The 14,269-nt window shown below is 58.9% G+C and carries 9 protein-coding genes; 1 reads left to right on the plus strand and 8 read right to left on the minus strand.

Going from position 1 to position 14,269, the window contains the following annotated elements; genetic code table 11:
* Window positions 1–13 precede the first annotated feature (13 nt).
* The 6 genes from glgP to asd form a co-directional block, all read right to left on the minus strand.
* Window positions 14–2,461 carry a glycogen phosphorylase gene (gene glgP, locus QZQ97_RS21285; RefSeq protein WP_311995058.1) on the minus strand — a complete coding sequence of 816 codons (2,448 nt, stop codon included), beginning with the start codon at window positions 2,459–2,461 and terminating at the stop codon, window positions 14–16.
* 144 nt (window positions 2,462–2,605) lie between these two features.
* The gene (glgA, locus tag QZQ97_RS21290; RefSeq protein WP_311995059.1) at window positions 2,606–4,039 is read right to left on the minus strand and encodes a glycogen synthase GlgA; all 1,434 of its coding nucleotides are present in this window, start codon (window positions 4,037–4,039) and stop codon (window positions 2,606–2,608) included.
* Between the two features lie 116 nt (window positions 4,040–4,155).
* Entirely contained in the window at window positions 4,156–5,433 is a 1,278-nt protein-coding gene (gene glgC, locus QZQ97_RS21295; protein ID WP_004951423.1) for a glucose-1-phosphate adenylyltransferase, read from the minus strand.
* Between the two features lie 15 nt (window positions 5,434–5,448).
* Window positions 5,449–7,431, minus strand: coding sequence for a glycogen debranching protein GlgX (gene glgX / locus QZQ97_RS21300; RefSeq protein ID WP_311995060.1), 1,983 nt, complete (start codon window positions 7,429–7,431; stop codon window positions 5,449–5,451).
* Complete coding sequence (glgB, locus tag QZQ97_RS21305; protein WP_311995061.1) at window positions 7,428–9,614, minus strand: 1,4-alpha-glucan branching enzyme; 2,187 nt, start codon at window positions 9,612–9,614, stop codon at window positions 7,428–7,430. The genes glgX and glgB overlap by 4 nt, the downstream gene beginning before the upstream one ends.
* Before the next feature lie 508 nt (window positions 9,615–10,122).
* A complete protein-coding gene (gene asd, locus QZQ97_RS21310) occupies window positions 10,123–11,226 on the minus strand; it encodes an aspartate-semialdehyde dehydrogenase (RefSeq protein WP_065506727.1) in 1,104 nt (367 codons plus the stop codon).
* A 327-nt stretch (window positions 11,227–11,553) separates the two neighbouring features.
* Here asd and QZQ97_RS21315 point away from each other — a divergent pair, with 327 nt between their 5' ends.
* Window positions 11,554–12,147 carry a YhgN family NAAT transporter gene (locus QZQ97_RS21315; RefSeq protein ID WP_004951434.1) on the plus strand — a complete coding sequence of 198 codons (594 nt, stop codon included), beginning with the start codon at window positions 11,554–11,556 and terminating at the stop codon, window positions 12,145–12,147.
* 45 nt (window positions 12,148–12,192) lie between these two features.
* On the opposite strand, the gene gntK is transcribed toward QZQ97_RS21315, so the two are convergent.
* Window positions 12,193–12,723 carry a gluconokinase gene (gene gntK / locus QZQ97_RS21320; RefSeq protein WP_311995062.1) on the minus strand — a complete coding sequence of 177 codons (531 nt, stop codon included), beginning with the start codon at window positions 12,721–12,723 and terminating at the stop codon, window positions 12,193–12,195.
* 173 nt (window positions 12,724–12,896) lie between these two features.
* Window positions 12,897–14,213: a gluconate transporter gene (gene gntT, locus QZQ97_RS21325; protein WP_004951440.1), complete on the minus strand. Its 1,317-nt coding sequence runs from the start codon at window positions 14,211–14,213 to the stop codon at window positions 12,897–12,899.
* Between the last annotated feature and the right edge of the window lie 56 nt (window positions 14,214–14,269).

Here is a 14,269-nt window from a genome sequence, read left to right on the forward strand (position 1 = left end):
CGGCCCTTTTTTATTACAGCTTGATCGGCTTGATGTGCCAGATTTCGTCCGCGTATTCCTGAATGGTGCGGTCGGAAGAGAAGTAGCCCATATTGGCGATATTCAATATCGCCCGCCGCGTCCAGTCATCTTGATTGCGATATACCTCATCCACCTTGTCCTGCGTATCCACATAGCTGCGGTAATCGGCCAGCAGCTGGTAGTGATCGCCCAAATTCACCAGCGAATCAAACAGGTTGCTGTAGCGCTTTGGCTCCTCCGGGCTGAATACGCCGGTGGCGATCTGGGTCAGCGCCTGATGCAGTTCGGGATCCTGCTCATAGTACAGATGCGGGTTGTAGCCGTTGCGGCGCAGCTCCTCCACCTGCTCGGCGGTATTGCCGAAGATAAAGATGTTCTCTTCACCCACGTGCTCCAGCATCTCTACGTTGGCACCGTCCAGCGTGCCGATGGTCAGCGCGCCGTTAAGGGCAAATTTCATGTTGCTGGTGCCCGACGCCTCGGTGCCCGCCAGCGAGATCTGCTCGGAAAGATCCGCCGCCGGAATGATCATCTGCGCCAGACTGACGCCGTAGTTCGGGATAAATACCACCTTCAACTGGGTATGCACGCGCGGATCGTTGTTGATCACCTTCGCCACGTCGTTAATCAGGCGGATGATCTGCTTCGCCGCGTAGTAGGCCGAGGCCGCCTTGCCGGCGAAGATCACCACCCTCGGCACGCGTTCGGTTTCCGGATCCTGCAACAGGCGGTTATATAGCGTGATCACGTGCAGGACGTTAAGCAGTTGCCGTTTGTATTCATGAATGCGTTTGATCTGCACATCGAACAACGCATCCGGGTTGACCACCACATTCAGGGTTTTGGCGATGTACTTCGCCAACCGCTCCTTGTTTTGCCGTTTGGCAGCCTGAACCGCTTGCAGGAAGCTGGGGAAATCGATGTTGGCTTTGATCTCGCTCAGTTGGCTGAGATCGGTGCGCCAGGTCTGGCCGATGCTGTCGTCCAGCACGGCGGAAAGCGGCCGGTTGGCCAACCCCAGCCAGCGGCGCGGCGTGACCCCGTTGGTTTTGTTGCAGAAACGATCGGGGAAAATACGCGCGAAGTCGGCAAACAGCGACTGCACCATCAGCTCGGAATGCAGTGCGGAAACCCCGTTCACCTTGTGGCTGGCCACCACCGCCAGCCACGCCATGCGCACCCGACGACCGTTGGTCTCGTCAATGATCGACACCCGCGCCAGCAGCTCGTTGTCGCCCGGCACCACTTCCTGCACATGCTTGAGGAAGTGATCGTTGATCTCGAAGATCAACTGCAAGTGACGTGGCAGGATCCGGCCGATCATGTCCAGCGGCCAGGTTTCCAGCGCTTCGCTCATCAGCGTGTGGTTGGTGTAGGAGAATACCTGCTCCACCACGGCCCAGGCATCGAGCCAACTGAACTTGTGATCGTCGATCAACCGATGCATCAGTTCGGGGATAGACAGCACCGGGTGGGTGTCATTCAGGTGAATGGCAATCTTGTCCGCCAGATTGTCGAAGGTTTTATGCATCGTCCAGTGGCGGTTGAGGATATCCTGCACCGTGGCCGACACCAGGAAATACTCCTGCCGCAGGCGAAGTTCGCGCCCGGAATAGGTGGAGTCGTCCGGGTACAGCACGCGCGATACGTTCTCCGAGTGGTTTTTATCCTCAACCGCCGCGAAATAATCGCCCTGATTGAATTTACCGAGGTTGATTTCGTTACTGGCCTGGGCGCTCCACAGCCGCAGCGTGTTGGTGGCGTCGGTATCAAAACCGGGGATCACCTGATCGTAAGCGATGGCGATCACCTCTTCGGTTTCCAGCCAGCGCGCCTTGGCGCCTTCTTGCTGAATTCGCCCGCCAAAGCGCACCTTATAACGGGTGTTGTGGCGCGGGAACTCCCACGGGTTGCCGTATTCCAGCCAGTAGTCCGGGGACTCCATTTGCTGGCCGTTAACGATGTTCTGCTTGAACATGCCGTATTCGTAGCGGATGCCGTAGCCGCGCCCCGGCAGCGCCAGCGTCGCCAGCGAATCGAGGAAACAGGCCGCCAGCCGCCCCAGGCCGCCATTGCCCAACCCCGGATCGTTTTCTTCCTCCAGCAATTCACCGAGGCTCAGCCCCATTTCATTCAACGCGTCGTCGATATCCTGGTAAATCCCCATCGACAACAGCGCGTTGGAGAGCGTGCGCCCGAGCAAGAACTCCATCGACAGGTAATAGACCTGCCGCACGTCCTGGGAAAGCTGGGCGCGGTTGGAGCGCAGCCAGCGTTCCACCATGCGGTCACGCACCGCAAACAGCACGGCGTTAAGCCAGTCATGCTGGTTGGCGATAGCCGGATCCTTGCCGACAATAAACATCAGCTTATAGGCGATGGAATGTTTCAGCGCTTCAACACTGACCGTGGGTGAGGTGTAACTAATCGGTGTAGTCATAGCGATCCCAAGTGAGTTGTTACAATAAGCGTTGATATACCCAAAATAATTGGCGTTGCATCAAGGCGGCAACGGAACTTATCCCGATGGGCTTACTTCCGTAAGTGACTCGGGTAAGTGAGTGCAGCCAACACAGAGGCAACGTCAAATATGACGGGAATAAAGTGACAGATAAGCCTTTGCCGCTATCTGCCAGCCAAAATCCACGCTCATGGCGTGGCGCTGTACGTGACGCCAATGCTTTGGCCTGCTCCACAGCACCATGGCGCGCCGGATGGCGTTGCCCAGTGCGGCGGCATCACAATCATCAAATACAAATCCGCTGGCAGTGCCGTCGGCCAGATTCTCCAGCGCGCAATCCACCACCGTGTCCGCCAGCCCGCCGGTGCGGCGCACCAACGGCAACGTGCCGTATTTCAGGCCATAGAGCTGGGTCAGCCCGCAAGGTTCGAAACGGCTCGGCACCATGATCACATCGGCCCCGCCGATAATCCGGTGCGAGAATGCCTCGTGGTAGCCAATCTGTACGCCAACCTGTTCCGGGTAATCAGCGGCGGCGGCCAGAAACGCCTGCTGCAACACCGCATCGCCGGCCCCCAACAGCGCCAGTTGGCCCCCCTGCTCGAGCAAGGCCGGCAGCGCTTCCAATACCAAATCCAGCCCCTTCTGGCTGGTCAGGCGGCTCACCACCGCAAACACCGGCAGCGACTCGTCTACCTTCAGGCCCATCGCTTTTTGCAGGTGCAGCTTGTTCTTGGTCTTGTTCTTCAGATCCTCGGCATCGTAGCGGGCGGTCAATCGCGGATCATGGGACGGATCCCAAATCTTCTCATCCACGCCATTGAGAATGCCGCTCAGCCGCCCCTGCCGCTGGCGTTCCTGCAGCAACCCTTCCATGCCGTAGCCAAACTCCGGCCGGGTGATTTCCCGCGCGTAGGTCGGGCTGACGGCGGTGATATGGTCGGCGTAATACAGCCCGGCTTTCAGGAACGACATCTGGCCGTAAAACTCCAGGCCGTAAACGTTGTAAAACGAGGGCGGCAGCCACAATTCAGCCACGTGATGGGCGGAGAACAGCCCTTGATAGGCCAGGTTGTGCACGGTGAAAATCGAACGCGCCGGGTGGCCATTGGCCGCCAGATAGGCGCAGGCCAGGCCGGCATGCCAGTCATGGGCGTGCACCACCTGCGGCCGCCAGTAGCGGTCCAGCCCCTTGGCCAACTCGCAGGCAATCCAGCCCAACAGGGCAAAGCGCCGGTGGTTGTCGGAATAGGCATTCATCGACTGGTCGTGATAGGGGCTGCCCGGCCGGTCGTACAGCCAGGGGGCGTCAATCAGGTAGATGCCCACGCCATGATAGGTACCGTAGCGCAGGCCGACCCGGCCGGCGAACGAATCGATTTCCGCCACCAGCACGGAGTCCGGTATACCATTACGCACGTCAGGAAAAGCGGGCAATAGCACCCGAACGTCGCCGCCCTCGGCAATTTGAGCCGCCGGTAATGCGCCAACCACGTCTGCGAGCCCCCCGGTTTTCAGCAGGGGGAACATTTCAGAACATACGTGTAAAACCTGCATTATCACTCCTGAAGTCGGCAAAGAAGCAGGCTTGCCGCTGTTGTAAGTTCCGCGTTTTGCAAGCCATCAGTCCATTCACAAGGCGGCGGTATCATCGTTCCGCCGACAACCTTAACTCACAACTTTGACAGCATTTCGCGCGTCACCAGCACAATGCCGCCTTCCGAGCGATAAAAGCGCTTGCTGTCCTCATCGGCGTTTTCGCCAATCACCATGCCCTCGGGAATATGGCAGGCGCGGTCAATGATGCAGCGCCGCAGGCGGCAAGAGCGGCCGACGTTTACGTCCGGCAGCAATACGGTAGAGTCGATGGTGCAAAACGAGTTCACCCGCACCCGCGGGAACAGCACCGAATGCACCACCACCGAACCGGAGACGATGCAGCCGCCGGACACCAGCGAATTCATGGTCATGCCGTGGCTGCCGGAGCGGTCCTGCACGAACTTGGCCGGCGGCAACGGCTCCATATGGGTACGAATCGGCCAGGCACGGTCATACATGTCCAGCTCCGGCGTCACCGAGGCCAGATCGAGATTGGCGCGCCAGTAGGCTTCCAGCGTGCCCACATCGCGCCAGTACGGCGGCAGATCGGGGTTGGAGGTGACGCAAGAGAGCGTGAACGGGTGCGCCCACGCCGCTTTCTGAGCGGTGATTTTCGGGATCAGATCCTTGCCGAAATCATGGGTGGAGCCGGGGGTCGACATATCCTCTTCCAGCAGTTGGAACAGATAGTCGGCGTTAAAGATATAGATCCCCATGCTCGCCAGCGACATTTCCGGGTTACCCGGCATTGGCGGCGGATTGCTCGGTTTTTCCAGGAACTCGAGGATCAAATCGTTCTCATCCACTTCCATCACGCCGAACTCGCTGGCCTCATCGCGCGGCACCGGCAAGCAGGCCACCGTACATTGCGCGCCCTTTTCGACGTGGTCGATCAGCATGCGCGAGTAATCCATCTTGTAGATGTGATCGCCCGCCAGGATCACCACATACTCGGCATCGTAGCGGCGGATAATATCCAGGTTCTGGTATACCGCGTCCGCCGTGCCCTTGTACCAGTGCTCGGTACTGAGGCGTTGCTGGGCCGGCAGCAGATCGACAAATTCGTTCATCTCTTCATTGAGGAACGACCAGCCACGCTGAATATGTTGCACCAGGGTATGGGACTGATACTGGGTGATCACGCCGATGCGGCGGATGCCCGAGTTCAGGCAGTTCGACAGGGCAAAATCGATGATGCGGAACTTACCGCCAAAATGGACGGCAGGCTTGGCGCGGGTTGAGGTTAAATCTTTCAAGCGCGAACCGCGGCCGCCGGCCAGAATCAGAGCAACGGACTTAATCGGCAGTTGGCGCGCCAACATCAGGGGGTCTTTATTTTCAAACCTAACCATAGCTGACTCCTTTTATTATTTCTGTACCAGCACGCAAATCGAGTGCGCAGCCTGGTTCCAGGCGGGTAAAACCGCCCGCGGTCCTTCCTGAGTAAAGGGGGCGACAACCTGCCAATCGCCCGCAGGCAACGTCATCTCCGCCGCCTGCGGCGTGGCGTTAACCACCACCAGCCAGCGCTGCGACAGGCGGATCTGCAATTGCAAGCCTCCCTGCTCCCATTCCTGCGCGGCGGGCGGCTGCCCTTGCGCGTTCAGCCACTGCACGCTGCCGTCACCCTCCTGCCACCAACGGTCTTGCTGCAGGGCGGGGATCTGCCGACGCAGGTGAATCAGCGCTGCGGTATAAACGGTGAGCGAGTCATCCGCCTTGGCCCAGTCGAGCCAGGTGATGGCATTGTCCTGACAATAGGCATTGTTGTTCCCCTGCTGGCTGTGTCCATGCTCATCGCCGGCCAGCAGCATCGGCGTCCCCTGGGACAGCAACAACGTGGCAAGCAGCGCCTGCCGGCTGGCCCTGCGGCGTTGCACAATGGCGTCGTCGGCAATCGGCCCTTCAACACCGTGATTGTTGCTGAAATTATGGTCGCTGCCGTCACGGTTGCCTTCGCCGTTAAGCTGGTTGTGCTTACGGTTAAAACTGACCAGATCCTGCAGGGTAAACCCGTCATGAGCGGTCAGCATGTTGATGCTGGCGTACGGCGCACGCCCGCGTTGGTTGAACAAATCGCTGGAGCCGGCAAAGCGTTGGGCAAACTGACCCAGCGACACATCGCCCTGCAGCCAAAAGCGGCGCATATCATCCCGGTAATGATCATTCCACTCGGCGAAGCGCCCCGGAAAAGCGCCCACCTGATAACCGCCGGGGCCAATGTCCCACGGCTCGGCGATCAGCTTGCAGCGCGACAGCAGATCGTCCGCCAGCATCGCCTGGAACAGCGGCGCATCGCGATCGAACGCCGGGGTACGGCCCAGCACGCTGCCCAGATCGAAGCGAAAACCGTCGACATGGCATTCGCCCACCCAGAAGCGCAGGCAGTCCATCACCCAGGCCACGCCCTGCGGTTGATCCAACCGCAGCGTATTGCCGCAGCCGGTATCGTTAACGTATCCCCCGTCCGGGGTAAGCCAGTAATACCCCGGGTTATCGATGCCGCGCAGCGACAGCGTCGGCCCGTCCATGTCCAGCTCGGCGCTGTGGTTGAACACCACGTCGAGGATCACCTCGATACCGGCCTTATGCAGCGCCTTCACCGCATCGCGGAATTCGCGCAGCGGCGTCATGTCGGTGCGCAGGCTGCAATAACGGTTATCCGGCGCATAGGGCGCCAGCACGTTATATCCCCAGTAGTTAATCAGCCCGAGGCGCTGCAGACGCGGCTCGGAGCTATGCTGCTGCACCGGCAGCAGTTCCAGCGCCGTGATGCCGAGGCGCTTGAAATGGGCGATCATCACCGGATGACCGAGCGCGGCGAAACTGCCGCGCAGCACCGGCGGGATATCCGGGTGCAGTAGCGTCAGGCCGCGCACGTGCGCTTCGTAGATCACCGTTTGGCCCCACGGCGTGGCCGGCGGGCGATCCCCCTGCCAATCGTAGGCTTCGTCGATGACCACGCACTTCGGCATCACTTCCGCGCTGTCCTGCGGGTCCGGTCGGTCGTAGCCGCCATGCAACTCCAGATCGTCCGCCACCGGCCCCTCAACCGCACGGGCGGCGGGATCCAGCAGCAGCTTGTTAGGGTTAAACCGCAGCCCTTGCGCGGAATCAAACGGGCCGTGCACCCGGTAGCCGTAACGCTGGCCCGGTTTGCCGCCCGGCAGATAGCCGTGCCAGATATCGCCGCTGCGCGCCGGCAGCGGCAGACGCACCTCGCGCTGTTGCCCATCAAACAGGCACAGCTCCACGCCGGTGGCGTGGGCGGAAAACAGGGTAAAGTTGATGCCGCTACCGTCATAATGCGCCCCGAGAGGCGCGGCGATACCGGGCGTCAGCTCAGTCATTGCGCCTCCCGCAGCAGGTAGATCGTCGCCAGCGGCGGTACGGTCACGCTAATCGAATGCTCGCGACCGTGGTTGCCGACCGGTTCCGACACCACGCGGCCCTGGTTGCCGGTATTGCTGCCGTGATAATGGTGCGAGTCGGTATTAAGGATTTCCCGATACTCGCCGGGGCGGGAGATACCGATGCGGTAGTGATGGCGCGGCACCGGGGTAAAGTTGCTGACGGCGATCAACTCGTTGCCCTGCGAATCGTAACGGGCAAAGGCAAATACCGAGTTGTCGTGGTCATCCACCACCAGCCATTCAAAGCCGTCCGGGCGGTAGTCACGCTCATACAACGGCGCTTGCTGCTGATAGCAGTGGTTGAGATCGCGCACCAGCCGCTGCACGCCGTGATGCCAGCCGTCCAGGCCTTCCAGCAGATGCCAGTCGAGGCTGGTATCGAAATTCCATTCGCGCCCCTGGGCAAACTCACAGCCCATAAACAGCAGCTTTTTGCCCGGATGCGCCCACATAAAACCGTAATAAGCCCGCAGGTTGGCGAACTTCTGCCAGGCGTCGCCGGGCATGCGATCGAGAATCGATTTTTTGCCGTGCACCACTTCGTCATGAGAAATCGGCAGCACGAAGTTCTCGGTGTAGGCATACAGCATGCCGAAGGTCATCTGATTGTGATGGTATTTGCGGTGTACCGGATCGCACTGCATGTAGTTGAGCGTGTCGTGCATCCAGCCCAGGTTCCATTTGTAGTGGAACCCCAACCCATTGGCATCCGGCGGTAGCGTGACCCCCGGGTAATCGGTGGATTCCTCCGCCAGCGTCACCGCGCCGGGCCGCTCCTTGCCGACGGTCTGATTGGTGTAGCGCAGGAAGGCGATGGCCTCCAGGTTTTCGTTGCCGCCGTAATAATTCGGCACCCACTCGCCTTCGGCGCGGCTGTAATCACGGTAGATCATCGAAGCCACGGCATCGACGCGCAGAGCGTCGATACCGTAACGTTCCATCCAGTAAAGGGCATTGCCCGCCAGATAGTTGCGCACCTCATTGCGGCCATAGTTGTAAATCAGGGTATTCCAGTCCTGGTGGAAGCCCTCGCGCGGGTCGGCGTATTCATACAGCGCGGTGCCGTCGAAATTCGCCAAACCGTAGGCGTCGCTGGGGAAATGCCCCGGCACCCAATCCAGGATCACATTGATGCCGGCCCGGTGCGCCGCCGCCACAAAGGCTTTAAAATCGGCCGGGGTGCCGAAACGCCGGGTCGGGGCGTAGAGCCCCAAGGGCTGATAACCCCAACTGCCGTCGAAGGGGTGCTCGTTAATCGGCAGCAGTTCAATATGGGTGAACCCCATATCTTTGACGTAATTGATTAATTGCTCCGCCAGCTCGCCATAGCTGAGCCAGAAATTATCGTCGGTGTGGCGCCGCCACGAACCCAGATGCACTTCGTAGATAGAGATTGGCCGATCAAAATCGTTGGCGCGTTGGCGTGCCGGGGTATTTGCCACCACCTCCGGCAGCGGCGTCACCAGGGATGCCGTATCCGGGCGCATCTGCGCTTCGAAAGCGTAAGGGTCGGCCTTCAGCTGGGTATTGCCATAACAGTCGATGATTTCGTATTTGTACAGTTGCCCGGCTTTCACCCCTGGCAGGAACAGCTCCCAGATACCGTTTTCACGGCGCAGGCGCATTGGGTGGCGACGACCGTCCCAGAAGTTGAATTCTCCCACCACCGAAACGCGCTGGGCATTGGGCGCCCAGACGGCAAAGCTGACGCCTTCTACCTCGTCAAGCGTAGCGAGATGCGCCCCCAGCCGCTCATACGGCCGCAGATGGGTGCCCTCCGCCAACAGCCAGCCGTCGATATCCTGTAACAAGGTGCCAAAACGGTAGGGATCGTCGACGATCTGCTGGTGATTTTGCCAGCGGACCTCCAGTTGATACCGGAAGGGGGTTTTCCGACGCGGAACGGTAGCGCTGAAAAAGCCACGGGCATCGTCGCAGGCCAGCTGCACCACCCGTTTGCCGGTTTGCCGCTCCAGCAACCAGACTTCGCTGGCGTCAGGCAACAGCGCACGCACCTGCAGGCCATTATCGACCGCATGCATACCCAGCAGGGAGAAAGGATCGGCAAAATTGCCGGAGAAAAGCTGATCAATCACGTCACGATCGGGAAGTACAGGCATAGACTTCTTCCTTAGATTAAGAGCATGATTTATAAGAGGCTGCGTCTACCCATCACCGTCCAGACCGCCGCCTTGCAGGCCGCGAGTTGACATCCATTGGGTAAATGATTAATCCATAGCCGTTTTGGTTATCATGCAATTCATTCGGTATCTAAAGCGTGATTGCGGTCGGTTATTGATCAATTTTCAGCTTGCCGACCTGAATTTCCGCTCTTTATGCTTATTTTTAGTCGTCTTTTCAGCGTTGGTGAAAATTCAGTCGCCAACGCTTTAAGCATAGCCAATGTCTGTCAAAAGCAGTGCCGTATTAGCATGGAAAATCATTCATTAAGAAAACTGCCAGCCCGCAGCGCCGTTGCGCTACTGCTTGACGGAAGGAAGACCGGTTATCGGTGCGCGCCTTTCCCCTGGCAGCGACTTCGTCCATGCGCGCCAAAACGGGGTAAAAGCGGAAAATAAGGCTTTGGGGGGCTGAAAGAGGCCAGCCCCCGGGAAGTTCAGTTCAGGTTTACAGCAGGATGCGCAGCATACGGCGCAGCGGCTCTGCCGCGCCCCACAGCAGTTGGTCACCCACGGTGAACGCAGACAGGTATTCCGGCCCCATATTCAGCTTGCGCAAGCGACCGACCGGCGTGTTCAGCGTTCCGGTTACCGCAGCCGGCGTCAACTCACGCATGGTCAGCTCACGGTCGTTCGGGATCACCCGCACCCAGTCATTGTGGGTCGCCAGCATCTGTTCGATTTCCGGCAGTGAAACGTCTTTTTTCAGCTTCAGGGTGAACGCCTGGCTATGGCAGCGCAGCGCACCGACACGCACGCACAGACCGTCAACCGGGATCACGCTGGAGGTGTTCAGAATCTTGTTGGTTTCCGCCTGGCCTTTCCACTCTTCGCGGCTCTGGCCGTTATCGAGCTGTTTGTCGATCCACGGGATCAGGCTACCGGCCAGCGGCACGCCGAAGTTATCGGTCGGCAGTTTGCCGCTGCGGGTGGCCGCAGTCACTTTACGTTCGATATCCAAAATGGCCGAAGCCGGGTCCTGCAGCTCTTTCGCCACGTCGGCATGCAGCATGCCCATTTGGGTCAGCAGTTCGCGCATGTGGCGCGCGCCACCGCCGGAAGCTGCCTGATAGGTGGATACCGAAGCCCACTCAACCAGATCGTTGGCGAACAGGCCGCCGAGCGACATCAGCATCAGGCTGACGGTGCAGTTACCGCCAACAAAGGTCTTGATGCCTTTATCCAGGCCCTGCTGAATCACCGCGTGGTTGACCGGATCCAGGATGATAATCGCGTCATCCCCCATGCGCAGAGAAGATGCTGCGTCAATCCAGTACCCCTGCCAGCCGCTTTCACGCAGCTTAGGGTAGATTTCATTGGTATAATCGCCGCCCTGGCAGGTAATAATAATGTCGAGCGCGCTCAGTGCGTCAACATCGTAAGCATCTTGCAACGTGCCCTGCTGGCCGCCGAATGCCGGCGCCGCGGAACCGTGCTGCGAAGTGGAGAAAAAGACCGGGCGAATGGCGTCGAAGTCGCGCTCTTCCGTCATGCGTTGCATGAGGACGGAGCCGACCATTCCGCGCCAACCGATGAAACCAACGTTTTTCATAATAACTGTCCTGCCTTGGAGGATGACTACTTAGAGTTGTGTGCAATATCTCCCCACCTTACAAAATGTCGGCGCGGGCGCAAAGTGAATTTATTCGATGGGTGAGCGATTCTCAGCAATGCTTCTTATACACCCGTCGTCTTACAAGCCGCAGCCTTGTTACCTGCATTGGGTTACCGCCCGATTAATGCGGGCGCAGCATGCAACTGCCCCTACAATACCTGGGCATAAGCAAGCTGGATCACCCGGCTGCAACTTGAAAGCCATAGGGTATGGGTTATCACGCGGTCGGGTTGGCCGGCGCGTTTTTCAGATTTCGAGGTAATGATGACAGAGATGATTTCAGTCACGGTATTGCTGTTTTTAATCATGGATCCGCTGGGCAACCTGCCGATTTTCATGTCGGTGCTCAAGCACCTGGAACCGCGCCGCCGGCGGATGGTATTGATTCGCGAACTGCTGATCGCCCTGCTGCTGATGCTGATTTTCCTGTTTGCCGGCGAAAAAATCCTGGCGTTCCTCAACCTGCGTACCGAGACCGTGTCCATTTCTGGCGGGATTATCCTGTTCCTGATCGCCATCAAGATGATTTTCCCCTCGCAGGAGGGCAACAGCAGCGGGCTTTCCGCCGGTGAAGAACCTTTCCTGGTGCCGCTGGCGATCCCGTTGGTGGCAGGGCCTTCGATTTTGGCGGCACTGATGCTGCTCTCGCACCAGTACCCGAACCAGATTTCGCATCTGGTGGTAGCCCTGTTGATTGCCTGGGGCATTTCCGCCGCGATATTGCTGATGTCGAACCTGTTCCTGCGCCTGCTGGGCAGTAAAGGAGTCAGCGCGCTGGAAAGGCTGATGGGGTTGATTCTGGTGATGCTGTCGACCCAGATGTTCCTGGACGGCGTGCGGGCTTACATGAAGTTGTAGTGAACATACTGGCGCCTGGCGGCGCCGGTATCATGACGCAGCCGGTTATTGCGGGGCTGCCACACTGCGAATATAAGCCAAAGTATCGGCGACCACGCCATCCAACGGCTGATTGATGTCAATCGCCCACACGTCCTGCTCCTGAGCGTCCGGCTCTTCAAGCGTCGCGAACTGAGAAACCAGCATCTGCGGCTTGAAGAAATGCCCCTTACGCTGTTTCAAACGCTCTTCAATCACCGCCTTATCCCCTTTCAGATAGATAAAATGCAGGTTGCTGTTGCCCTCGCGCAGCCGATCGCGGTAGCTTTTTTTCAGCGCCGAACACACCAGCAGCGACACGTCATTGGTGCGCTGCATAGCGAAAATGGCGTCGTTCAATGCCGTCAGCCACGGAGCGCGATCGGTGTCGTCCAGCGCGTGCCCGGACGCCATTTTGTTGATATTGGCGCGCGGGTGCAGGTAGTCGCCATCCAGCATCGCGGCATGGGCCTGGTGGGCAACGTCGCTGGCGACGGCGGATTTACCGCTGCCTGAAACGCCCATCAAAATAAATACGTGGTGTTGCGGATTGCTCATAATCTCATGCCCTTATGGGGACTCACGCAGGTTTGTGCGGTGAATTGCACCGCCCAATGCGCCCCAAACTCAAAATGATGCCCGGTGCCGCGCAGAGCACCCGATAGCCTCAGGATATCCTATGAATTTCAAGCTGCAGCCAGGCGGCCGCAGCCTGAAAGATAACCGCTAAATTATACGACCGTCGCCAGCAGCAGACAGCCCACCAGCCCGCAGACCGAGATGATGGTTTCCAGCACCGACCAGGATTTGAGGGTTTCCATAATGCTCAGGTTGAAATACTCCTTGAACAGCCAGAACCCCGGATCGTTGACGTGAGAGAAAATCACGCTGCCCGAACCGACCGCGATCACCATCAGCTCCGGGCTGACGCCGGTGGTGGCAATCAGCGGGGCGACGATGCCGCCGGCGGTGATCGCCGCCACGGTGGCGGAACCCAACGCCAGACGCAGCGCCGCGGCGATGGACCACGCCATCAGAATTGGCGATACGTTGCTGCCTTCCATCAAACCGGCGATATATTTTTCTACGCCGCTATCGACCAGCACCTGCTTGAACGCGCCGCCACCGCCGATGATCAACAACATCATGGCGATAATTTTGATTGAATCGGTGATGGTGCCCATCACTTCATCCATGGTGCGGCCACGGTTAAGACCAAAGGTGAAGATAGCGATCAGCACCGCAATCAGCGTCGCCATCACCGGATCGCCGAAGAACTCGGCAAAGCGCAGCAGCGTATGCCCCTTCGGCAACACCATTTCGGCCACTGCGCGCAGTGCCATCAGGATCACCGGTACCAGAGAAGTGGCAACGCTGATACCAAAACTTGGCATTTCTTCTTCGGTGAAGATTTTCGGGTTATACAGGCCTTCCGGCACCGGCTTGTCGATGCCTTTCAGGAAGCGGGCGTAGACCGGGCCGGCCAGGATCACCGTCGGGATGGCCAGCAGCGTGCCATACAACAGGGTTTTCCCCATGTCGGCATGGAAGATGGTGGCGATCGCCGTTGGGCCAGGGTGCGGCGGCAGGAAACCGTGGGTCACCGACAGCGCAGCCGCCATCGGCACGCCAACGTACAACAACGGAACGCGCGCGGAGGCGGCGATGCTGAATACCAACGGCAGCAGCAGCACGAAGCCGACTTCATAGAACAGTGCGAAACCGACGGTAAAACCGGTCAGCACCACCGCCCATTGAATGTGTTTTTTACCGAACTTGTCGATCAGCGTAGTGGCGATGCGCTGAGCGCCGCCGCAGTCCGCCAGCAACTTGCCGAGCATGGCGCCAAAGCCCATGATCAATGCCAGGCTGCCCAGCGTGCCGCCAACGCCGGCCTTGATGGAGCCGATCACTTTATCCACCGGCATGCCCTGTGCGATACCCACCGCCAGTGCGACTAAAACCAGAGAGATAAAGCCGTTCAGCTTAAAGCGAATCATCAGCAGCAGCAGCAACGCTACGCCGCCTGCAACAATCACTAATGGCATAATTTTTCTCCAACCCTTTTATCGCGACTCTCTTTACCCTAGACCGTAAAGCGTGC

This window comes from Serratia sp. root2, from assembly GCF_031931805.1.
Lineage (GTDB): Bacteria > Pseudomonadota > Gammaproteobacteria > Enterobacterales > Enterobacteriaceae > Serratia > Serratia inhibens.